Raw genomic sequence first — 22966 nt, 5'->3', positions numbered from 1 at the left:
TGCCAGGCGCGTCCGGCCTTTGTCTTCCCGCGCGGCGGCGCTCATTCAAACGCCGCCAGCCATTTTGCCAAGAGCCGGTCAAGCGCCGCGCGGTCTTCCATCGGCAGCGAGGCGATCAGTCTGTGCTGGTTTTCCACATGGGCGCTCACCGCTTCGTCGATCAGGGCGAACCCCTTGTCTGACAGCGCGATGACGAAACCGCGCCCGTCTTCCGGATTGCGCTTTCGCGAGATGAAGCCTGCCGCCTCCAGCCGGTCGAGCCGGTTTGTCATGGTGCCGGAGGAAACCATCGTCCGCTCCATCAGCGCCGAGGGCGAGAGCGCATAGGGCGGGCCGGAACGCCTCAGCGTCGCCAGCACGTCGAAGCTCGCGGCGTTCAGCCCGTAGCGGGAAAACACCGTCTCCAGATTGCGCGCAAGATGCTGCTGCAGCCGTTTGAGGCGCCCCATGACGCCCATCGGCATGGCGTCGAGGTCCGGACGCTCTGACTGCCACTCGGCAAGAATACTGTCGACATGATCCATGGATCGACCATGCTGAAAATTTATCTTGACGTCAAGTTATATCCATATAGTTTGACGTCAAGATAAATGGAGGCAGCCATGCCGAAAACATCCGATGTCCTGCTGACCGCGCTGGCGCCCGCCATCTGGGGCAGCACCTATATCGTCACCACCGAGCTTCTGCCGCCCGGAATGCCGCTGACGCTTGGCCTCTTGCGCGCGCTGCCAGCGGGTCTGATCCTGCTTGTCGCAGTCCGGCAGTTGCCGTCCCTCGCCATGCTGCCGCGCCTGTTTGCGCTCGGTTTCCTGAATTTCACTCTGTTCTGGAGCCTGCTGTTTGTCGCCGCCTATCGCCTGCCCGGCGGCGTTGCCGCAACGCTTGGCGCGACTCAGCCGTTGATCGTGCTGTTTCTGTCGCGCGCAGCGCTTGGCACGGCGATCCGGCCGCTCGGCGTTCTCGCAGCGCTCGGCGGGCTTGCAGGTGTTGCCTTTCTCGTGCTGTCGCCGAACGCCGTGCTCGATCCGCTCGGCATCGCCGCTGCCTTCGGCGGGGCGCTGTCGATGGCCGCCGGCACGGTGCTGACCCGCAAATGGCAGTTTCCCGTGCCGCCTCTGACGCTGACCGCCTGGCAACTGACCACCGGCGGCCTGCTGCTCCTGCCGCTCGCTCTCTTCCTCGAACCCGCCTTCCCGTTTCCGACGGCCGAAAACCTGGTCGGCCTTGCCTGGCTCGGCCTTGTCGGCGCGGCGCTCACCTATTTCTTCTGGTTCCGCGGCATTGCCAGGATCGGCCCCTCGCGCGCCGCCCTCCTCGGCTTCCTGAGCCCCTTGAGCGCGGTCCTGCTTGGCTGGGTTCTGCTCGGGCAAGCTTTGACGCCACTACAGGTCGCAGGCGCCGTTCTGGTGCTGGCGAGCCTCTGGCTCGGCCGCGTGACAGGCGGCCCCGCCCCCTCGGCCGTTGCTACGCCTTCACATGCAAAAACCCCGGCCGAATGACCGGGCTCAGCTTGTTGACAAACGACGCCTCACCCTCATCCGTCATGCCGGCCTTGAGCCGGCATCCAGGGCCAAATAGCCAAGACTGTCGAACTTATTAATGCACTGTGGCGAAGGGTGTCTTTGCGGCCCTGGACCCCGGCTCAAGGCCGGGGTGACGGAGAATGGGAGGCAGGCTTCCTGCATCTCCAAAAGACTTTGTCCGCAGTCTGGCCCCGGCCGAATGACCGGGGTTTTCGAACATATCAGGTTGACGAGGGCTGATCTCAGTCCTCAAACACCACCAGGAGGTCCTTGGCGTCGATCTGGTCGCCGGCCTTGACGTGGACTTCCTTGATGACGCCGTCGCGGTCGGCGTGGAGCGCGGTTTCCATCTTCATCGCTTCGATGGAGACGAGCACGTCGCCGGAGGAGACCTGCTGGCCGGCCGAAACGGCAACGGTGGAAATCACGCCCGGCATCGGCGCGCCGATCTGGTTCTGGTTGGCCGGATCCACCTTCTGGTTGGCGCCGCCGGTTGCGCCATGGGCGCGGTCCGGCACCTTGATCGAGCGCGGCGCGCCGTTCAGTTCGAAGAACACGGTGACCATGCCCTTCTCGTCCGGGCTGGTGATCGCCTGGTTCTGCACCACGATGGTCTTGCCCACTTCGAGATCGGCGAAGAGCTCGTTACCCTCGTCGAGACCATAGAAATAGGCAGGCGTCGGCAGGACCGAGACGGGGCCGTAGGTATCGCTCGCCAGTGCATAGTCGACGAAAACCTTCGGATACATCAGATAGGAGGCGAGTTCGAAATCATTGATCTCGCGGCCAACCTTCTCCTCGGCTTCCTTGCGTTCGGCTTCCAGGTCTGCATCTTCCAGAAGCGAGCCGGGGCGCACCGTGTAGGGCTTGTCGCCCTTCAGCGCCTTCTTCTGCAGGCCTTCCGGCCATCCGGCCGGCGGCTGGCCGAGATCGCCCTTCAGCATGGAGATGACCGAATCGGGGAAAGACATGTCCTTGGCCGGGCTTTCGACATCGGCGACGGAGAGATCCTGGCTCACCATCATCAGCGCCATGTCGCCGACAACCTTGGAGGACGGCGTCACCTTGACGATATCGCCGAACATCTGATTGGCGTCGGCATAGGCCTGCGCCACTTCGTGCCAGCGGGTCTCGAGACCGAGCGAGCGGGCCTGCTCCTTCAGATTGGTGAACTGGCCGCCCGGCATTTCATGGAGATAGACTTCCGATGCGGGCCCCTTCAGGTCGCTTTCAAAGGCGGCATACTGGTGGCGCACGGCTTCCCAGTAGAAGGAAATGCGGCGGATATAGCCGGTATCGAGGCCCGGATCGCGCTCGTGTCCCTTCAGCGCCTCGACGATCGAGCCAAGGCAGGGCTGCGAGGTGTTGCCGGAGAACGCGTCCATTGCCGCGTCAACGGCATCGACGCCGGCGTCGATCGCCGACAGCACGGTGGCGGCCGAGATGCCCGACGTGTCGTGGGTGTGGAAATGGATCGGCAGCTCGGTCGCATCGCGCAGGGCGGTGAACAGCATCTTGGCGGCTGCCGGCTTCAACAGGCCGGCCATGTCCTTGACCGCGATGATATGGGCGCCGGCGGCTTCCAGCTCCTTGGCAAGGTCGGTGTAGTATTTCAGGTCATATTGCGGACGGCGCGCGTTCAGGATGTCGCCCGTATAGCAGATCGCCGCCTCGCAGAGCTTGCCTTCCTCGGCCACGGCATCCATCGAAACGCGCATGTTCTCCACCCAGTTGAGGCAGTCGAACACGCGGAAGAGATCGATCCCGCCCGCGGCGGCCTGGCGGACGAAATACTTGACCACATTGTCGGGGTAGTTCTTGTAGCCGACGCCGTTGGCGCCCCTGAGCAGCATCTGCAGCAGAAGGTTCGGCGCGTTCTGGCGGACCTTCGCCAGCCGTTCCCACGGGTCTTCCGTCAGGAAGCGCATCGACACGTCGAAGGTCGCCCCGCCCCAGCATTCGAGTGACAGAAGCTCCGGCAGCGCCTTTGCGTAGGTTCCGGCAATCGTGGCGATGTTATGGGTGCGCATGCGGGTTGCCAGCAGCGACTGGTGGCCGTCGCGCATGGTGGTGTCGGTCATCAGGACGCGCTTTTCATTGCGCATCCATTTGGCGAATTTCTCAGGCCCCATCTTGTCGAGAAGCTGCTTGGTACCGGGCTTCGGATCGCCTTCGATGAAGGGCACGACCGGCGCGGCAATCTCATCGGAGGGACGCGGACGACCCTTGACCTCCGGATGGCCGTTGACGGTGACATCGGCGAGATAGGTCAGGAGTTTGGTCGCGCGGTCCTGACGCTTGACCTGGGAGAACAGCTCCGGCGTCTCGTCGATGAAACGCGTGGTGTAGCTGTAGTCCATGAATTGCGGATGGGTGATGATCGCTTCAAGGAAGGTCAGGTTGGTGGCAACGCCGCGAATGCGGAATTCCCTGAGCGCCCGGTCCATACGGCGCGCGGCCTCCTGTGGGGACGGCGCCCAGGCGGTGACCTTTTCCAGAAGCGGATCGTAGAAGCGGGTGATGACGGCGCCGGAATAGGCCGTCCCGCCGTCCAGACGAATGCCGAAGCCGGTGGCGCCGCGATAGGCGGTGATGCGGCCGTAATCCGGGATGAAATTGTGCTCCGGGTCTTCCGTGGTGATGCGGCACTGCAGCGCGTGGCCGCGCAGATAGATCTCCTCCTGCGGCGGAACACCGGATTCCTCGGTGCCGATCGCGGCCCCGTCGAGAATATGGATCTGCGCCTTGACGATATCGATGCCGGTTACGGTCTCGGTAACGGTGTGCTCGACCTGGATGCGCGGATTGACTTCGATGAAGTAGAACTTGCCGGTATCGGCATCCATCAGATACTCGACCGTGCCCGCGCCGATATAATCGGTGGCCCGGCCGATCTTCAGCGAATATTCGGCGAGTTCGGCGCGTTGCTCCTCGGTCAGATAGGGCGCCGGCGCGCGTTCGACGACCTTCTGGTTGCGGCGCTGGATCGAACAGTCGCGCTCGAACAGATGCACCACATTGCCGTGAGTATCGCCGAGAATCTGGCTCTCCACGTGGCGGGCGCGCTCCACCAGCTTTTCGAGATAGACCTCGTCCTTGCCGAAGGCGGCCTTGGCCTCGCGCTTGGCTTCCGTCACCTCGCGGGCGAGATCGGCCTTGGAACGGATAACGCGCATGCCGCGTCCGCCCCCGCCCCAGGAGGCTTTCAGCATCACCGGAAAGCCGATCTCCTCGGCCATCCGCTCGACTTCCGCCATGTCATCGGGCAGCGGATCGGTTGCCGGCACGACCGGGACCCCGACCTCGATGGCAAGGTTGCGGGCTGCGACCTTGTTTCCAAGCCGGCGCATGGTATCGGCCTTCGGGCCGATGAAGGTGATGCCGGCTTCCGCGCAGGCGTCGACGAATTCCGGACTTTCGGACAGAAGGCCGTAACCCGGGTGAATGGCATCCGCGCCGGAAAGCTTGGCGACACGGATCACTTCCTCGATGGAGAGGTAGCTTTCGATCGGACCCATGTCGTGATCAAGATGCGGGCCGCGTCCGACCTGGTAGCTCTCATCCGCCTTGAACCGATGGAGCGCCAGCTTGTCCTCTTCCGCCCAGATCGCGACCGTTTTTATGTCGAGTTCGTTTGCAGCGCGAAAAACACGGATGGCAATCTCGGAACGGTTGGCGACGAGAATCTTTGAAATCGGCAAGGAAAGCCTCCTCAGGAAAAAAGCGTGACAATCGCAATTTTAAAGTCATAGCCAAACTCTGAGGCAAGCGCAAATCCGGCTTTCGGCCTTAATCGATTTGCCGCAATCAGGAAACGAGACCGAGCCGAAATGCAAGAGCGACAAGGTTTTGCCGGTTGCGGGCACCGAGCTTCCGCTGCAGCCCGCTGACATACCAGTTGACGGTATGATTGGTAAGGCCGATGGTCTTCCCGGTCTCGACCGAGGTCATGCCGTCCGCCAGGTTTTTGAGAATGGTCAGCTCGCGCAGCGACAGTGCCGGGACGGCGCCACGGGCGGGCATATTCCCTTCGCCGCATTGCAGAATAACAAGACAGCGGTTCAGCGTCTCGCGGGCAAGAGCGCTGAAAAGGCTGATTTCCAGCGGCGAGAGCTCGATCCGGCCGCCGCGCCCCATCGCAAACGCACCGGCCAGCCCCTCCCGCCCGAAGACCGGAAAAGTGACACCGTGGGTCAGCCCCTGCTGTGCCGCCTGGGCACAGCGCAAGCGCAAAGCGCGGAAGAGTGCGGGATTGAGGCCCGTGGCTTCGATCGCCGAATCCCAGAAATAGGCGCCGCCACAGGCGCCAGTGGCCAGCAAGGCGCCATCAACCGCACCATCAAAGAGTATGGCGCGCTCCGCATCGGGATCACTCTCGACGAGACAACGCCATGCGACCGCGTCGCGCGAGGGCGTCAGCGACCGCCGAAACAATCCGGTCCGGGCGAGATCATAGCGCCGGGCGACCCTGTCGATGGCCGCGCGAAGGCTCGTCAGGCTGTCAATCTCGTGAATCAGAACGAGATACTCCAGCAGATCATGATATTTCTTCAAGGGAATTGTGTCTTTCGGGCGCGCTGGCGTGGCTCCTTTGCTCCGGCCTGCGACGGATTTCGCTATGAATCACCTGCATTTAAGGGCGCAAGCGACATGTGAATACAACGCATAGTTTTTACACGTATCAAGGGCAATGGCAACCATGGGATTAGTGCCGCTATCCTTTTCCACTGATCGCGAAAGTGGAAAAAGCCCATGGCGGAAGCCGCGCAAAATCAAGACATCGAGGATATTGCGGCCGCCGTTTTTGCCCGGCGGCCGCAGGGTTCCGGGTCAGCTTCTCAGCGTCCGGTAGATCGCCGGGATGATCAGCACCGTCAGCAGGGTCGACGATATCAGGCCGAACAGAAGCGAGATCGCCAGACCCTGAAAGATCGGATCGGCCAGGATGACCGCCGCGCCGATGATGGCCGCAAGCGCAGTCAGAAGGATCGGCTTGAAGCGGATCGCACCGGCGGCGATCAGCGTGTCGACCATGGGCACATCATCCGACTTGGTGTGCCGGATGAAATCAACCAGCAGGATCGAGTTGCGTACGATAATGCCCGCAAGCGCGATGAAGCCGATCATCGAGGTCGCCGTGAACGGCGCGTTGAACATCCAGTGGCCGAGCATGATGCCGATGAAGGTGAGCGGCACCGGGGTGAGGATCACCAGCGGCACCTTGAACGAGCCGAACTGGGCCACCACCAGGATATAAATCCCGAGAAGCGCGACCATGAAGGCGGCGCCCATGTCGCGGAACGTCACCCAGGTGACCTCCCACTCGCCGTCCCACAGCAGAACCGGCTCGGATTCATCTTCCGGCTGACCGTGCAACTTGATCACCGGCTTCGGCAGGTCGCCCCAGTCCATCGCATCGATCGCGTCCTGAACGGCGAGCATGCCGTAAAGCGGCGCTTCGAAATCGCCTGCCAGTTCGCCCGTTACCATGTCGGCATAGTGGCCGTTATGGCGGAAGATGGCGTAGGAGGTTGGCTCTTCGGTGACCGTCACGACATCGCCGAGTTCGACGACCGAGGCGGTTCCGCCCGTGGCGGAAGCGACCGGCGTCGACAGGAAGGTCTCGTCGAGCACCTTCTGGTCCTTGGTGCGGCCGATCTCGATCGGGATCGGGGAACGGCCACCGCCGCGATGGGAATAGCCGACCGTGGTCGTGCCGTTGAGCGCCGACAGCGCGTCGAAGACGTCCTGCTCGGCAACGCCGTAGCTTTCCAGATCGTCGCCCGAGATCGCAACCCGCAGGCGTCGCGTCTGCTGACCGTAGCTGTCATCGACATCGACAATGAAGGGCACGGAGCGGAAGGCTTCCTTGACCTTTTCGGCAACGGCGCGACGGGTCTCGGCGTCCGGGCCGTAAATCTCCGCCAGCAGCGTCGCCATGACCGGCGGACCGGGCGGCGGCTCGACGACCTTCAGCGAACTGCCCGCAGGCACGGGCACCTCCGCCAGGATCTTCTGTCTCAGATCGAGCGCGATCTCGTGGCTCGAGCGGTCGCGTTCGCCCTTCGGCGTCAGATTGATCTGGACATCGCCCATCTCCGGCCGGTTCCGCATGTAGTAATGGCGCACAAGGCCGTTGAAGTTGAAGGGCGAAGCGGTGCCGGCATGGGTCTGCACGGACATGACTTCCGGCGTCTGCAGCACCACGTCGGCCACGGCCTGGGCAATGGCATCGGTCTCCTCGACCGAGGCGCCTTCCGGCAGGTCGATCGTCACCTGCAGTTCCGACTTGTTGTCGAAGGGCAGAAGCTTGACGGTGACATGCTTGGTGTAGAACAGGCTGAGCGAGCCGAAGGTGGCGACCAGAACAAGCCCGATGAAGGTCCAGGAGCGGAACTTCGTCTTCAGGATCGGACGGGCGACCGCCGCATAGGCGCGGCCGAGCGCGCCGCCGCCATGGCCGTCCTCGGCATGGAGCTTGGCATTGCCGGCAATCTTCACCATCAGCCAGGGCGTGATCATCACCGCGACGAAGAAGGAGAAGATCATCGCCGCAGACGCGACCGCCGGGATCGGGCTCATATAGGGGCCCATCATGCCCGAGACGAACATCATCGGCAGAAGGGCGGCCACGACCGTCAGCGTCGCGACGATGGTCGGGTTGCCGACTTCCGCTACGGCCTCGATTGCCGCCTGAACGCGGGTGCGCTCATCGGGCATCGCCCAGTGGCGGGCAATGTTCTCGATCACGACGATGGCGTCATCCACGAGGATACCGATGGAGAAGATCAGCGCGAACAGCGAGACGCGGTTCAGCGTATAGCCCATGATATTGGCGGCAAAGAGCGTCAGCAGGATCGTTACCGGAATGACGATGGCGACCACCAGCGCTTCCCTGAGACCGATCGCCACCCAGACGAGGATGATGATCGACACGGTTGCGAGCGCCAGGTGGAACAGAAGCTCGTTGGCCTTTTCGTTGGCCGTATCGCCGTAGTCACGGGTGACCGAAACGGCCATCGTGTCGGGGATCAACGTGCCCTTCAACTCATCCACGCGATGGAGAATGTCGTGGGCGACATTGACGGCGTTCGCCCCGGCGCGCTTGGCGATGGCCAGGGTGACGGCGGGAACGCGGTCCATCGTGCCGTCTTCGGCAAGCGTGACCGAAGAGGCAATCGCGTCTGAATCATTGGTGATATAGGAAATGTCGGCGACATCGCGGACATAGACCGGGCGACCGTCGGCGCTCGTCAGCAGGAGATTGCCGATCTCGCCGGGCGACGACAGGGTCTGGCCGGCCATCACATCGATCTGCATGCCGTTGTCGCGCACCGTGCCGGTGGAAAAGGCGCGGTTTGCCGCCGTTACCTTGCCGGTCAGCGCCTTCAGCGTCACCCCGTAAAGGGCAAGCCGTTCCGGATCGGGCGCAATGCGGATCGCCTCGCCGGTCTCGCCCACCAGATAGGTGAGCCCCACCTCGTCGATCTTGGTCAGCTCGGTCTGCAGCTCGCGCGCAACCCGCGTCAGGTCGTTGGCGGTGATGCCCGCATCCCGGCCATCAGCCGGCGTCAGCGTCAGCGCCACAATGGCAACATCGTCAATGGTGCGGCCGATGATCAGCGGCTCGGGAATGCCGACGGGAATGTCGGCCATATTGGCCATGACCTTGTCATGGACGCGCAACACCGCGCTGTCGGCCGGCGTGCCGACCTTGAAGCGGGCGGTGACCATGACCTGGTTGTCGGATGTCTGCGAATAGACATGCTCGACATCATTGATGCCCTTGATGATCGTCTCCAGCGGTTCGGAGACAAGCTTGACCGCATCTTCCGCCTTCAGGCCGGGGGCCTGGACGATGATGTCGACCATGGGAACGGAGATCTGCGGTTCTTCCTCGCGCGGCAGGGTGAGAAGGGCCACAATGCCGAGCGCCAGCGCCGCCAGCAGGAAAAGCGGCGTCAGCGGCGATGCGATGAAGGATTTGGTCAGCCCGCCGGCAAGACCAAGCTTGTGCGGTTTCATGGGACGATTACCTCATCGCCGGGGGAAAGCCCGGTCAGTATCTCGGTCATGGTCTGACCGTTGATGTTGGCGTTGCCGCCGGTCATCACGGTCTTCTCGCGCGTTTCCCCGCCGCCAAGGGCAACGGTCACGAAATCGAGCCCGTGGCGGGTGGTCACGGCGTTTTCGGGCACGAAGAAAGCCTCGCGCTCGCCGATCGGCACGCGCACCAGGAAGCGCTGATTGACGTAGCCGGTCTTCAGCCCGTCGACCTCCACATCGGCGATCACCCGGTTGTTGTCGAGTTCCGGATAAAGCTTGACCAGCTTGCCGGTGGCCTCGCCCTCGGCGCCGGGACGGCTGATCTCGATGGATGCCCCCTCCTCCAGAAGGTTTGCGTGGCGGGCGGGGATCGCAAGCCTCAGGAAAAAGCCGCCGGAGCCGATCGTGGCGACGGTCTCGCCCGGAAGGATTACGGATCCCTCGACAACCGGAACCTGCAGCACGCGACCGGAAGCCGGCGCCAGAATATCGCCCTCGCGCAATTGCTGGCGCACCACTTCCATATTGGCGTTGACCGAGGCGATGTTGTTGACGACGACATCGACCTGGGTCCTCAGCGTATCCAGTTGCTGGTTGCTCATCACCCCGCGCTGATTGAGGTTCTCGCCGCGCTCCAGTTCCGAACGGGCGTTTTCCAGCGAGGCGTTGAGCCCCTTCAGCTGCGCCTCATAGGCGGCGATCTGGTAGTCCAGCTTGTCGTCCCGGACGGTGCCGATCACATCGCCTTCGCTGACCGTGTCGCCTTCCGTCAGCTTCAGCTGCTCGAGCGTGCCGCCGATGCGGGCGCGCGCCGGCACGGTGTCGCGGGCCTTGACCTCGCCATAGACGGCCTTCCATTCCGGCACGGTCATCGGCTCGACCTTCAGCGACGCGGCGGAGGCTGAAACGGCCGTGAGGAAGGCGGCAAGAAGCGCGGCCGTGCCGCGCCATGCAAGCGCTCTGGGCATCATCATCTCGCCTTTCAGAATGCGGTGCCGGGCTTGAGGCCGAGCTTCTTGAAAATCATGGCCGCCGGGCAGAAACCGGTGAAGGCCGATTGCAGCATGTTGAGGCCGATGAAGGCGGTGAACCACAGCCAGTAGATGCTGACGAAAACCGTCAGAACCACCGACAGAAGAACCATGACACCGGCAAAGGCCAGAACGGCACGATCGAGAGACATTGCAAACTCCTCGCTAAAAGATACGTACTTTCGTATATACGTTATTATAACGGTTTTGCAAGTGCCGTTCTGCTCTCCGTCCGGGCAACGCGGCGTCTGGAAAGCCGGAACGGCCATTCCCATATCATAAGGCAAGGCGGCCCAACCGCCGATTGATCAAGGTCACAATCATGGCGCAACAACAACACGACCCCTATCAATTGCTCGGCGTTGCCAAGACGGCCTCTCAGGACGAAATCAAGAAGGCCTACCGGCAGCTTGCCAAGAAACTGCACCCGGACCTCAACCCCGGCGATGCCGCCAAGGCCGAACAGTTCGGCCAGGTGACGGCGGCCTATGACCTTTTGAGCGACCCGGAGAAACGCCGCCGTTTCGATGCCGGCGAGATCGACATCAACCAGCAGGAACGGCCGGAGCGGCAATATTACCGCGCCCATGCCGAGGCCGACCCGAGCGCGCGCTACGAATTCGAGGGCGGGTTCGACGATCTCGGCGAGTTCTTCGCCCGCGCCTTCGGCGGCAGGGCATCCGGCGGTTCATTCGGGGAGCGCGGTTCGATGCGCATGCGCGGGCAGGATCGCCACTTTCACCTCCAGGTCAGCCTTATTGAAGCGCTCACCGGCGCGAAGAAGACGGTCGGCCTGCCCGAGGGCGGCAAGATCGCGCTCACCATTCCCGCCGGGATCGAGGACGGCAAGACGATGCGGCTGGCCGGAAAGGGTGAGCCGGGCCTCAATGGCGGGCCGCCGGGCGATGCCTATGTGCGCGTCGAGGTCCTGCCCGATCCCGTCTTCGCCCGCGACGGCGACGACATCAAGATCGACCTGCCCGTCGGCATCGACGAGGCGGTGCTGGGCGCGACGGTTTCCGTGCCGACGATTGACGGCCGGGTCAACCTGAAGGTGCCCCCGAATTCGAGTTCGGGACGGGTCATGCGGCTGAAGGGCAAGGGCGCGCCGAAAACAGGCGGCGGCGCCGGCGACATGCTGGTGACGCTGAAGATCGTGCTGCCGCCAAAGGCGGATCCCGCCCTTGAGGAAGCGCTCAAGGCCTGGCGCGAGAACCATCCGCACGATCCGCGCGCGGGCTGGAAGGGAGGCCGGCGATGATCATCATGACAAAAACGGAGGTGCTGGAGCGGGTCGGTCGGCTGAGCGCCGAACGTCTGGAAATCTGTGTCACCCGCTCATGGGTGAAACCCCGCCAGGGCGAGCGCGGCCCGGCCTTCGACGAGACCGACATTGCCCGCCTGCAGCTCATTGTCGAGCTGACGGAGGATCTCGAGGTCAATGACGAGGCCGTTCCGGTGGTCCTCGGCCTGATGGACGAACTCAACACGCTGCGCCGACGGATGAAGGCCCTGGACCGGGCGCTGAACGCCGAAGGCGAGGATGTCCGCGCCGCGGTGATCAAACGGCTGCAGGAGCGCCGCTGAGACTACAGCATCGTGCTTTGTGCATCCGAATGGATGCACGGCGCTCTAGATCAGAGCCTGCCCGCGATCCACGTCGCAAGCCTTGCCGCCACCTCGGTCTTGTCGAGGTCCGGCCAAGTCTCGGCGCCATCCTCGGTCACCAGCGTCACCGTGTTGCGGGCGCCGCCCATGACGCCCGCCTTCGATACGTCATTGGCGACGATCAAGTCGGCGCCCTTGCGGGAAAGCTTGTCGCGGGCATAAGCGACAACATCGCTGGTCTCGGCGGCAAAGCCGACGACGAGCGCCGGACGGCTCTGGTGATGGCCGATGGTCTTCAGGATGTCGGGGTTTTCCGCAAGCGCGAGCGGCGGCGGAGCCTCCCCCGGCGTCTTCTTCATCTTCTGCGTTGCGTTTTCGGCCGCCCGCCAGTCGGCGACGGCGGCGACCATGACCGCGATATCGGCGGGCAGCGCCTTTTCCACGGCGGCCAGCATGTCGCGGGCGCTCTCCACATGAACCGTGGTCACGCCTTCGGGATCGGCAATCGTCACCGGGCCGGAGACGAGCGTGACAGCCGCGCCAAGTTCAGCAAGGGCCGCGGCGATCGCATGGCCTTGGCGGCCGGAGGAGCGGTTGGCGATATAGCGCACCGGGTCGATTGGCTCATGGGTCGGTCCGGAGGTGACGATCGCGCGTTTTCCCTGAAGCGGCTTCGGCGTTTCATCGAAAAAGGCCTCGATCGCGCCAATGATCTCCATCGGCTCGGCCATCCGCCCGGTCCCCGCCTCGCCGCTTTCAGCCATTTCGCCGGCCATCGGCCCGATCGTCTTCGCGCCATCCGCAAGAAGCGTCGCCAGATTGCGCCGCGTCGGGGCTGCCGACCACATTTTCGGGTTCATTGCCGGCGCCAGCAGAACCGGGCAATCGCGCGCCAGAAGCACGGCGCTCGCCAGATCATTCGCCAGTCCCGTCGCCATCTTGGCCATCAGATCGGCGGTGGCGGGCGCGACCACGATCAGATCGTTCTCGCGCGCAAGGCGGATATGGCCGACATCCTGTTCCTCCGTGCGGGAGAAAAGATCGGTAAACACATGCCCGCCGGACAGCGCGCCGACGGCCAGCGGGGTAATGAATTGCTGCGCCGCCGCCGTCATCACCGGCGTCACCCGCGCGCCGCGTTCCTTCAGCCTGCGGATCAGATCGAGGCTCTTATAGGCCGCGATCCCGCCGGCGATGATCAGGAGAATGCGTTTGTCTTTCAGCGACATGGGCTTCGTTCTTTTCAGCGTTTTGCCAACATCATTATCATGAATAGCCGGGCGGAAAAGGTTCCGGAGCGCACTTTGCCTTGTGAGAAATATTTTTCTAAAGGGTGCGGCTTTTCCGATGAACTTGGCAAGTTCATTCTAGAATATTCGTTGGCTCCGGACGATTGTCCAGTTAATGCGTTCCATCATGCATGTCAAAAGAGGCCGGTCCTGATGAAAATCGTTGAGACTGATGCATTCTGGGCGCTAACCGGGAGGCGATTTCTCGCCATCCGTGACGTTAAGGCGGCGGCGGCGACCTTATCCCCCGAGATCGAAAGCGAGGCGGCGGAATACGGGCTCGCCATGGCGGGACCTTGGGTTTTCGTCGCGCGGAACCTGCCGCAGGATGGAAAGACGCGTTTTGACTGGACGATTTGCTATCCGGTCCGAAAGCCCGAAGACTATAACCATGCAGGCCGTTTTGAGCTCAGCCGCTTCGAGCCAATCGTGGTGGCAACGCGGACCTATCAGGGCACGATGCGGGGTCTGTTCACGCAGGGCTATGCGCCGCTGGTGGAGGAAATCCGGTTCTCGCGCCACGATTTTTCGGGCGAAAGCCGAGAAATCTATCACAAATGGAACGGCACCAAAGCCGGCTATCACAGGATCGAAATCCAGTTCGGCCTTGCACGCTGAAGCCGGCGCGGCGGTTTAAGACGCCCCGCGCCAGCCCCTGTCTTGTTTCGAAAAGCTAAACCTATTTCGAAAAATCGAGCGCGCGGTCGCCGTTTTCGTCCTTGATCCGGGTTGGCAGCCCGATGTGGTTCAACACATGCAGGAAGGGCTTGGGCGGCAATTCCTCGACATTGGCCATGGTCTTCACATCCCATTCGCCCGACGCCACCAGAATGGCGGCTGCGACCGGGGGAACGCCGGCGGTAAAGGAAATGCCTTGCGAGCCGACTTCGTTGTAAGCCTCCTTGTGGTCGGAGACATTGTAGATGAAGACTTCCGCCGGCTTGCCCTCCTTGGTGCCCTTGACGAAATCGCCGATGCAGGTCTTGCCGGTATAGTTCGGCGCGAGCGAGGACGGGTCGGGCAGTACGGCCTTGACCACCTTCAGCGGCACCACTTCCTGGCCTTCCGCCGTCATCACCGGCTGTTCGGACAAGAGGCCGAGGCTTTTCAGCACGGTGAAGACATTGATGTAGTGGTCGCCGAAACCCATCCAGAAGCGGACATTGGGCGAACCCATATTCTTCGACAGTGAGTGAATCTCGTCATGGCCCGACATATAGGCCTTCTGCTTGCCGACGACCGGCAGATCGAATTCATGGCCGACCTCGAACATCCTGTTCGTCGTCCATTCATTGTTCTGCCAGGCATAGACCGTGCCGGTAAACTCGCGGAAATTGATTTCCGGGTCGAAATTCGTGGCGAAATACTTGCCGTGGCTGCCGGCATTGATGTCGACAATGTCGATGTCGGTGATGTCGTCGACATAATCGTCCTTGGCGAGCCGCGCATAGGCATTGACGACGCCCGGATCGAAACCGGCGCCGAGAATGGCGGTGACGCCCTTTTCAGCGCAGCGATCCTTGCGCTTCCACTCGTAGTTTGCATACCACGGCGGGGTTTCGCAGATCTTGTCCGGCTCTTCGTGGATGGCCGTGTCGATATAGGCCGCGCCCGTTTCGAGGCAGGCTTCGAGAACCGACATGTTGAGGAAGGCCGTGCCGACATTGATGACGATCTCGACGCCGGTCTGGTTGATCAGCGCGACCGTCGAGGGAATGTCGAGCGCATCAAGCTGATGGGCGAGCAGGACGCCATCCTGTTTCATCGCCTTCTTTTCCAGAACGCTTTCGATGATCGCATCGCATTTGGACTTGGTGCGCGAGGCGATATGGATATCGCCGAGCACATCATTGTTCTGGGCACATTTATGGGCGACCACCTGGGCCACGCCGCCCGCGCCGATAATCAGCACATTTTTCTTCATCGGAACAACGCCTCCGGTTTTAGGCAGCTTTGCCTGCCCGAAATCAAGGGTTGGAGCGGCGGAGCGCTCCGCGGGTCAGCCCGGTCTTACGACAGGGCGGATCTGAAATCTTCATAGCCGAATTCGCGAACGGTACGGATCTCGCCGTTCTCCTCGCGGATCGCGATCGCCGGCATCTTCACGCCATTGAACCAGTTCTTCTTGACCATAGTGTAACCGGCGGCATTTTCGATCGACAGCCGGTCGCCGACCTTTACGGGGGCTTCAAAGGAAAACTCCCCGAAAATATCGCCGGCAAGGCAGGATTTTCCGCAGATCATCACCTTGTGCGGCCCGGTATCGGGCGAAATCTTCGCGCTTTCGCGATAGATCAGAAGGTCCAGCATATGCGCCTCGATCGATGAATCGACAATCGCAAGGTCCTTGCCGTTGTTCAGCGTGTCGAGCACGGTCACTTCCAGCGTCGCGGCACCCGTGATCGCCGCCTCGCCGGGCTCCAGATAGACCTGAACGCTGTATTTCTCGGCAAAGGCCTTGAGCCGCGCGGCGAGCTTTTCCAGCGGATAGTTCTCGCCGGTGAAATGGATGCCGCCGCCGAGGCTCACCCAGTCGAGGCGCTCGATCAAATGACCGAAGCGCTGCTCGATGACGGTGAGCATTTCATCGAAGCGATCGAAATCCTCGTTCTCGCAATTGTTGTGAAACATGAAGCCGGAAACCTGGTCCAGCACGGCTTCGATCACCGCCGGATCATGCTCGCCCAGCCGCGAAAACGGCCGCGCTGGGTCGGCAAGGTCGAAATCCGAGGTCGAGACTTGCGGGTTGACGCGTAAGCCCCGGATCTTGCCTTCCGACTGTGCTTCAAAACGCGAAAGCTGGCCGGTCGAATTGAAGATGATCTTGTCGCAATTCGCCAGCACCTCGTCGATCTCGTCCTCGGCATAGGCGACCGAATAGGCATGGGTCTCGCCGCCGAATTTCTCGTGGCCAAGCTTGACCTCGAAAAGCGAGGAGGATGTCGTGCCGTCCATATGGCGGCTCATCTGATCGAAGACCGACCATGTGGCAAAGCATTTGAGCGCCAGAAGCGCCCTGGCGCCGGAAGCCTGGCGCAGCCAGGCGATCTTGTCGAGGTTTTGCTGAAGCCTTGACCTGTCGATGAGATAATAGGGGGTCTGCATAGCCGGGCCTTTCGGGTTGCGGCGAAAGGTCATGCCGCTTGAAGTGTTTCGGCTCTATCTATCGAAGCATTCGCCAAAATCAAGCGCGGCAGGCTGAATTCGCAAACGGGAAACGAAAAAGGCGGCCCCCGGGACCGCCTTTGTCATCACATTCCGGAACCAAACTCAGCCCGGCAGCACGACAACCTTGGTGCGCTTGTCGGGATCGACGCGGGCATAAAGGTCGATAATGTCCTGGTTGATCATGCGGATGCAGCCGGAGGACACCGCCTGGCCGATCGAGGTCCAGTTGGGATTGCCGTGAATGCGGAACATGGTGTCGTTGCCGTTGCGGTACAGATAAAGCGCGCGGGCGCCGAGCGGGTTCATGATGCCGGGCTCCATGCCGCCGGCATATTCCTTCAGTTCGGGCTGGCGCTTGACCATGGCTGACGGCGGATACCAGGTGGGCCATTCGGCGCGGCGGCCGATATAGGCATCGCCCGACCAGCGAAAACCGTCGCGGCCAACGCCGATGCCGTAACGCACGGCCTTGCCGTCTTCCTCGACGTAATAAAGCAGGCGCTCCTTTGTATCGACGACGATCGTGCCCGGCGCTTCATCGGTCTCGTAGTCCACGATCTGGCGTCTGTACTTGTCGTCGACTTCCGTGATCGGCACGCGCGGCAGGTCGATACCCTCGTCGTTGACGGCGGCATAGGCCGAAATCGGCGCCATTTTGCCCGAGGACATGCTGTCGGTCGTGGTACAGCCGGCGGCCGCAAGCAGACCGGTGAATGAGAGTGCAAGAAGAAGCGTTCTGATGTGCATGGGCTGACTCGTGGCGACGTTTGGGGCGAAAAGTGATAATAGTTAGCTGATAAAAGCTTATGGTTAACATTTCATTGCGTGACAAGCGCAAGTCGTGAGCGGCCATGTAAATCACCGCATGCCGGCATCGCGCTGTTGTGAAAATGCATCGATTGAAGGGAAGTTCCATGGCGATCGTCGATCTTCACGCCAAGAACCCGACGGCCGACGGCCGCCAGTCCGAGCGGGCGCTCATGATCCGCCGCGGCGTCCAGCAGCTGATGAAACATATGCGCAACGCCTCCATCAGCGAGATGACGCTCAGGAACGGCCGTCGCGCCGACCTCATCTGCCTCACCGAGAAAGGCGAGATCTGGATCATCGAGATCAAGTCATCGATCGAGGATTTTCGCGTCGACAGCAAGTGGCCGGACTATCGGGATTATTGCGACCGGCTGTTCTTTGCCACGCATGCAGGCGTGCCGCTCGACATCTTTCCGGAAGATTGCGGCCTGCTGCTTGCCGATCGCTACGGCGCCGAAGTCATCCGGCCCGCACCCGAGCACAGGCTGGCGCCGGCGCGGCGCAAGCTTCTGACCCTCGCCTTTGCCCGCAATGCCGCCGAGCGGCTGACATCGGCAGAACTGGTGCTGGAGCGGCTGGAGGCGGAAGGCGTGACCTTTTGAGGTGGCGGCGAGCCGGGGCCTCAGCCCTTGCCGATCCGCCTGACCTTTCCGCAAAGCTCAAGCGCCGCCGAAAGAGACCGCCCGGTTGCAAGCGCCATCTGCGGCAGGATCATCCATTCAAGGTTCCAGGCCGCGCCCGAACGCTCCTGCTCATGGATGAGCGCATGATGCAGGCCGGAGACCTGCACGGCGTTGAAGCGCGCAAGCGTGACCAGGAGTTCGGCCAGGACCGGATTGTTCTTGTGCGGCATGGCGGACGACCCGCCGCCGCCGGAAAGGACGATCTCGTCAATGCCCTGCTGGGCCATCAACGCCACGTCCTGCCCCATCTTGCCGAGCGTTCCGGAAATCAGCGACAGCACCGAGGCATAATCGGCAATGCCCTCGCGCATGGCGTGCCAGGCTTTACCGGTGGGGCGAAGTCCAAGTTCCGCGGCAACGGCGGCGACCATCGCCTCCGCCTTTTCGCCAAGCGACGCACGGTCGCCGGCAGCGCCGCCGATCTGCACCTTTTCGACGCGCGGCCCAAGGGCTCTCAGCCGATCGGCATGGTCCGCGAGCGGCAGCCGCCATGTGACGATCCGCTCGCGCGCCTTGATATCGGCCGCCGCCTGCATGCGCGTGCGGCCCATGAGCTTCGCATCGCCGAACAGGCGCTCGAGCGCCTGCAGGGCTGCGTCAAGCTCTGCCAGACGGTCGAGAAACAGCGCCGTCGTCTCCCGCAAGGTCATGGCAAGCGCGCTGTCGACCACATCCTGCGACGTCGCGCCCTTGTGCAGGGCGGCATCGGGCGCGCTCTTGCGTGAGATGGCAAGAAGCGCCGGCACCGGCACGCCGTCTGCGGCCATGCCTGCCCTCAGCGCTTCGGGCGGAATTTCTGCCGCCTCGATTGCTTTGGCCGCCCTTTCGGCCTCTGCGGCATCACAGAGCCCGCATGCGCCCATCGCCCGGCTCCAGGCCGCCTCGAAGGCCAGCATGTGGCCCAACTGCCGCTCCGGCGACCAGATCGCGACGGTTTCCCGGTCGCCGAAATAGCCGCCGAGCCAGGGATGTTCGAATGCCGATATGGTCAAGCGTGGTGCTCCTCTCGTTTGCAAGCGGCCGAGTCCCCGGTGGGCGCCTGGAACCGGCCCCTGTCTTCAACCGCTTCGATACCGGATGCAAGGTCCGCCAACACGCTCCGTGACACAGATGACTGGATCCTCGGGTCACACCCGAAGATGACGCACGTGGGAGGGCGGTCCTGCCGCCGAGAGGCCTTGCGTTCACTTAGCCATTATGCCGGACTTGTTCCTGCATAGAAGGCAACGGGCGCGGGGTGGCCGGCAAGGCCCCAGGGACGCATGGCCAGAGCTCCTGCCGGCAACCGATCTCAGATATCCAGAAACACCGTCTCGGCATCGCCCTGCAGGCGAACGTCGAAACGGTATTGCCCGTCTCCGGTCTTCTTGGCGATCAGCGTCGGCACCCGGTGCTTCAGTTCGACGGCATTGAGGATGCGGTCATTGGCATTATCCTCGTCCTCGAAATAGATGCGGGTGTTGAGCCCGATATTGATGCCGCGCGCGGCGATCCACAGCGAGATATGCGGCGCGTTGTGCGAGCCGCCCCTGCCCTTGAAGGCGCCGGGCTTGACCGTTTTCAGCACAAACTCGCCACTGTCGGCGTCGGCTGCGAAACGGCAGAGACCGGAAACCGCCGGATCCGCGCCCGGTTGGCCGGGAAAGATGCCGGCGGCGTCCGGCTGCCAGCTTTCCAGCATGGCGTCGCGGATCGCTCCGCCTGTGCCGTCGATCACCTGACCGCGGATTTCGATGATCTCGCCCTTCGCCCCTTCCGAAATGGGGCTGACGCCGATTTCCTGCTCGTAGGAACCCGGATTGCCGGCATAGGTCGGCATCAGTCCGATATGGACGTAGGGACCGGCGGTCTGGGATGCGGTTTCCTGCAGATTTTCGAGTTTCTGGACCATATCACATCCCCTCCATCTTGTTCTCGAACATGGTCTGGCGACGGCCGCGCAGCACGATGTCGAACTTGTAGGCCAGGAAGTCATGCGGGCGCGACATGTTCATGTCGAGCGGCGCGACAAGGCCGTCGAGATCGCCGCGCTGGCGCACGGTGTTGGCAATCGGACAGAGCGGGATCAGCGGATCGCCCTCGAAATACATCTGGGTAATCAGGCGCTGGCCGAAGCTGTGGCCGTAGACCGAGACGTGGATATGCATCGGCCGCCAGTCATTGCCGCCATTGGGCCAGGGATAGGCGCCGGGCCGGATGGTAAGGAACTGGTAATTGCCCTCAGCATCGGTGATCGTGCGCCCGCAACCGCCGAAATTCGGGTCGAGCGGGGCAAAATACGTATCCTTCTTGTGGCGGTAGCGACCGCCGGCATTGGCTTGCCAGATCTCGATCAGCGTTTCGGGCACCGGCTTGCCGCGCTCGTCCATGATGCGGCCATAGACCAGGATCCGCTCGCCGACGGCGGGCGCCTCGCCCTTCGTCCAGTTGAGGATCAGGTTGTTGTCCAGCGCGCCGAGCTGGTTGTGGCCGAACATCGGCCCGGTCTCCTCCGAGGGGCCGCTTTCCAGTGACAGGAGCGGCAGGCTCGGCGAGCGGGCAACCGAGGTCTTGTAGCCCGGCGTATAGGCCGGGGGATGAACCATCCGGTTTCGCGGGATCAGTGGTCCCAGATCAGTCATCGTCATTTTCCTCCATTTCGGCAAAGGCAGCCTTTGCCAGTTTCAAGGCATGATTGGCGCGTGGCACGCCGGCATAGATGGCAACATGCTGGAAAGCCTCCACCACGTCCTGCCGGCTGGCCCCGGTACGGGCCGTCGCGCGGATATGCATCGGGATTTCCTCGAAATTGCCGGTTGCGGCGAGCAGCGCCAGCGTCAGCATCGAGCGCTCCCGCCGGCTGATCGCGTCCGAGGCCCAGACCGTGCCCCAGGCGCTTTCGGTGATCAGCGTCTGGAAGGCCTCGTCGAGCGTCGTCTTGGCGGCCTCGGCCCGATCGATATGGGCATCGCCCAGAACCGAGCGACGGACCCGCATGCCGATTCCATGGCGGCCGCCGGCAACACTGTCAGCCGTCCCGCTCAGGAAACTTGCCAGAAGCTTCGCGACGGCGTCGGGCTGTTCCACGGGCGGCAGGTGCCCGGCGTTGTCAATCAGATGGAACGGCGCGCCGTAGGCTTCGGCTGTCGCGCGCACCAGATCGGGCGGCGTCGAACCATCAAGCGCGCCGCAAAGCGCCAGCACCGGACATTTCACGTCCGCCGCGCGGTAGGTGTAATCCGCGCCGGCCAGCGCCCTGCAGCAGGCGATGTAGCCTTCGAGCGGGGTGCGTTCCAGCATGGCCCGCCACATGGCGGCATCGGATGACGCAAGGAATTCCGGTGCGAACCAACGGGCCAGAACCGCCTCCGAGATCGCGGCAATGCCGCCGGCCTCAAGCGCTGCGATGCGATCGCCCCACATTTCGGCTGTGCCGATGCGCATTGCCGTATCCATCAGCACCATGGCGCGCGCAAGGTCGGGACGCTTCAGCGTGACGGCCTGGGCGATCAGACCACCGATCGAAAGCCCGACCAGCGTCACGTCCTCAAGCTTCAGAGCCTCGCAAAGGGCGATCGCGTCATCGGCAAGGGTTTCGATGGAAAGACCGGTATCGGCGGGACCAAGGCCGGAGAGACCATGGCCGCGCTTATCATAACGGACGAGCCGAAGTCCTTTCGGCAGGAGCGGCAGGAGCCGGTCCCAGACCCTGAGATCGGTGCCCAGCGAATTGATGAATAGGACCGCGCGGCCGTTTTCAGGCCCGTCCTGGCGCACATGCAGTGCAGTACCGTTCGCTTGAATGATCATGCGTTCCTCCCAGTCTGTTTTGCCATAGCCAGGACGCACAAAAAATTATATTTAAGGGAAAGTATCATAACCTATAGGTTAACCTTGCTCGATCCTCGCCTGCGCATGCGTCATCTGCGCTCTTTTCTCGAAACCGCGCGACGCGGCTCGCTGAGCGGGGCCGCGAGCGCGCTTCATGTCAGCCAACCCGCCGTCTCGAAAACCATCCGCGAACTGGAGGAGATCCTGCAGGTCGAACTGTTTGACCGCTCCGGCCGCCGGCTGACGCTGACGCAGGCGGGCAAGACCTTCCAGCAATATGGCGGCCAGGCGCTGGTGGACCTCGTTCGCGCCCAGGACCTTGTGCGCGAGGGCCGGCCGCCGCGCACCCGCCTCGTCGTCGGCGCGCTGCCAACGGCCTCCACCGCGCTCGTCCCGCGTGCAGCGCTTCATCTTCGCCACAGTGCGCCGCAATGCATGCTGCGGGTGACCACCGGCCCCAACTGGCTGCTGCTTTCCCAGTTGAGAGAGGGCGCGCTCGACATGGTCGTCGGCCGCATGGCCTCGGCAACGCTGATGGAGGGGCTCTCCTTCCGCCAGCTCTATTCGGAACGGATCGTTGCCGTCGTGCGTCGCGGCCATCCGCTCGACGGCCTTGCCCCGGATGCCGAAGCCCTGCGGAGCCACCCGCTGATGCTGCCGCCGCCGGGCGCGGTGATCGCGCCGCTGGTCACCGCCTATCTTCATGCACTTGGGCTTGCCCAGCCGGAACCTGCCTTCGAGAGCGTGGCGCTCGCCTTCGGGCGCCGGGTCGTGCTCGATTCCGACACGATCTGGTTCATTTCCGAGGGTGTGGTGCGCGACGAGCTTGAAAACGGAACGCTGGCGACGCTGGCCATTGATGACGACCTGCTCGGCGGCCCCGTCGGGGTTTCCATGCGCACCAATGTGACGCCGACGGCCGAGCAGCGGCTTTTCGTCGCCGCGCTGGAGCAGGCCGCCGGAAACGGCCTTTTCCGCCCGTCCAGCCCGGCATAGCA

The 22966-nt window shown here is 62.8% G+C and carries 20 protein-coding genes; 6 read left to right on the top strand and 14 right to left on the bottom strand.

The window, feature by feature from the left end; genetic code table 11:
• Window positions 1-41 precede the first annotated feature (41 nt).
• Window positions 42-524: a MarR family winged helix-turn-helix transcriptional regulator gene (locus FF124_RS02565; RefSeq protein ID WP_138746902.1), complete on the bottom strand. Its 483-nt coding sequence runs from the start codon at window positions 522-524 to the stop codon at window positions 42-44.
• 66 nt (window positions 525-590) lie between these two features.
• On the opposite strand from FF124_RS02565, the gene FF124_RS02560 reads away from it, so the two are divergent.
• Window positions 591-1499 (top strand): EamA family transporter, encoded by a 909-nt coding sequence (locus FF124_RS02560; protein ID WP_425462497.1) that lies wholly within the window; start codon window positions 591-593, stop codon window positions 1497-1499.
• A gap of 266 nt (window positions 1500-1765) precedes the next feature.
• On the opposite strand, the gene pyc is transcribed toward FF124_RS02560, so the two are convergent.
• From pyc to FF124_RS02535, 5 genes are all read right to left on the bottom strand, one after another.
• A complete protein-coding gene (gene pyc, locus FF124_RS02555) occupies window positions 1766-5224 on the bottom strand; it encodes a pyruvate carboxylase (protein WP_138746900.1) in 3459 nt (1152 codons plus the stop codon).
• Window positions 5225-5330: 106 nt separating this feature from the next.
• On the bottom strand, window positions 5331-6077 hold the full coding sequence (locus tag FF124_RS02550; protein WP_138746899.1) for a helix-turn-helix transcriptional regulator: 747 nt from the start codon (window positions 6075-6077) through the stop codon (window positions 5331-5333).
• Between the two features lie 276 nt (window positions 6078-6353).
• Window positions 6354-9548: an efflux RND transporter permease subunit gene (locus FF124_RS02545; protein ID WP_138746898.1), complete on the bottom strand. Its 3195-nt coding sequence runs from the start codon at window positions 9546-9548 to the stop codon at window positions 6354-6356.
• Window positions 9545-10543 (bottom strand): efflux RND transporter periplasmic adaptor subunit, encoded by a 999-nt coding sequence (locus tag FF124_RS02540; protein ID WP_246072147.1) that lies wholly within the window; start codon window positions 10541-10543, stop codon window positions 9545-9547. Before FF124_RS02540 ends, FF124_RS02545 begins: the two co-directional genes overlap by 4 nt.
• Window positions 10544-10551: 8 nt before the next feature.
• Window positions 10552-10752: a YgaP family membrane protein gene (locus FF124_RS02535; RefSeq protein ID WP_138746897.1), complete on the bottom strand. Its 201-nt coding sequence runs from the start codon at window positions 10750-10752 to the stop codon at window positions 10552-10554.
• 170 nt (window positions 10753-10922) lie between these two features.
• Between FF124_RS02535 and FF124_RS02530 the strand changes: the two genes are divergently transcribed.
• Window positions 10923-11861: a DnaJ C-terminal domain-containing protein gene (locus FF124_RS02530; RefSeq protein ID WP_138746896.1), complete on the top strand. Its 939-nt coding sequence runs from the start codon at window positions 10923-10925 to the stop codon at window positions 11859-11861.
• Entirely contained in the window at window positions 11858-12187 is a 330-nt protein-coding gene (locus FF124_RS02525; protein WP_138746895.1) for a chaperone modulator CbpM, read from the top strand. Before FF124_RS02530 ends, FF124_RS02525 begins: the two co-directional genes overlap by 4 nt.
• 50 nt (window positions 12188-12237) lie before the next feature.
• Here the strand turns inward: FF124_RS02525 and coaBC are convergent, their stop codons facing one another.
• Window positions 12238-13437 carry a bifunctional phosphopantothenoylcysteine decarboxylase/phosphopantothenate--cysteine ligase CoaBC gene (coaBC, locus tag FF124_RS02520; protein WP_138746894.1) on the bottom strand — a complete coding sequence of 400 codons (1200 nt, stop codon included), beginning with the start codon at window positions 13435-13437 and terminating at the stop codon, window positions 12238-12240.
• Window positions 13438-13650: 213 nt separating this feature from the next.
• On the opposite strand from coaBC, the gene FF124_RS02515 reads away from it, so the two are divergent.
• Window positions 13651-14115 carry a GyrI-like domain-containing protein gene (locus tag FF124_RS02515; protein WP_138746893.1) on the top strand — a complete coding sequence of 155 codons (465 nt, stop codon included), beginning with the start codon at window positions 13651-13653 and terminating at the stop codon, window positions 14113-14115.
• A gap of 61 nt (window positions 14116-14176) precedes the next feature.
• On the opposite strand, the gene FF124_RS02510 is transcribed toward FF124_RS02515, so the two are convergent.
• The 3 genes from FF124_RS02510 to FF124_RS02500 form a co-directional block, all read right to left on the bottom strand.
• A complete protein-coding gene (locus FF124_RS02510; protein WP_138746892.1) occupies window positions 14177-15421 on the bottom strand; it encodes a saccharopine dehydrogenase family protein in 1245 nt (414 codons plus the stop codon).
• An 86-nt stretch (window positions 15422-15507) separates the two neighbouring features.
• Window positions 15508-16602: a carboxynorspermidine decarboxylase gene (gene nspC, locus FF124_RS02505; protein WP_138746891.1), complete on the bottom strand. Its 1095-nt coding sequence runs from the start codon at window positions 16600-16602 to the stop codon at window positions 15508-15510.
• A gap of 165 nt (window positions 16603-16767) precedes the next feature.
• Window positions 16768-17412 (bottom strand): L,D-transpeptidase, encoded by a 645-nt coding sequence (locus tag FF124_RS02500; RefSeq protein ID WP_138746890.1) that lies wholly within the window; start codon window positions 17410-17412, stop codon window positions 16768-16770.
• Between the two features lie 167 nt (window positions 17413-17579).
• On the opposite strand from FF124_RS02500, the gene FF124_RS02495 reads away from it, so the two are divergent.
• Entirely contained in the window at window positions 17580-18077 is a 498-nt protein-coding gene (locus FF124_RS02495) for an MmcB family DNA repair protein (protein WP_138746889.1), read from the top strand.
• A gap of 20 nt (window positions 18078-18097) precedes the next feature.
• On the opposite strand, the gene FF124_RS02490 is transcribed toward FF124_RS02495, so the two are convergent.
• The 4 genes from FF124_RS02490 to pcaDC form a co-directional block, all read right to left on the bottom strand.
• Window positions 18098-19150, bottom strand: a complete 1053-nt coding sequence (locus FF124_RS02490) for a 3-carboxy-cis,cis-muconate cycloisomerase (RefSeq protein WP_138746888.1) — start codon at window positions 19148-19150, stop codon at window positions 18098-18100.
• Window positions 19151-19449: 299 nt separating this feature from the next.
• Window positions 19450-20049: a protocatechuate 3,4-dioxygenase subunit alpha gene (gene pcaG / locus FF124_RS02485; RefSeq protein WP_138746887.1), complete on the bottom strand. Its 600-nt coding sequence runs from the start codon at window positions 20047-20049 to the stop codon at window positions 19450-19452.
• A gap of 1 nt (window position 20050) precedes the next feature.
• Window positions 20051-20779, bottom strand: a complete 729-nt coding sequence (gene pcaH / locus FF124_RS02480; RefSeq protein ID WP_138746886.1) for a protocatechuate 3,4-dioxygenase subunit beta — start codon at window positions 20777-20779, stop codon at window positions 20051-20053.
• The gene (gene pcaDC / locus FF124_RS02475; protein WP_138746885.1) at window positions 20772-21947 is read right to left on the bottom strand and encodes a bifunctional 3-oxoadipate enol-lactonase/4-carboxymuconolactone decarboxylase PcaDC; all 1176 of its coding nucleotides are present in this window, start codon (window positions 21945-21947) and stop codon (window positions 20772-20774) included. The genes pcaH and pcaDC overlap by 8 nt, the downstream gene beginning before the upstream one ends.
• An 84-nt stretch (window positions 21948-22031) precedes the next feature.
• On the opposite strand from pcaDC, the gene pcaQ reads away from it, so the two are divergent.
• A complete protein-coding gene (pcaQ, locus tag FF124_RS02470) occupies window positions 22032-22964 on the top strand; it encodes a pca operon transcription factor PcaQ (RefSeq protein ID WP_138746884.1) in 933 nt (310 codons plus the stop codon).
• Window positions 22965-22966 lie beyond the last annotated feature (2 nt).

This window comes from Martelella lutilitoris, from assembly GCF_005924265.1.
Taxonomy (GTDB): domain Bacteria; phylum Pseudomonadota; class Alphaproteobacteria; order Rhizobiales; family Rhizobiaceae; genus Martelella; species Martelella lutilitoris.
Note: the sequence above shows the minus strand (reverse complement) of the source record. Positions and strands in the feature narration are given on the sequence as shown.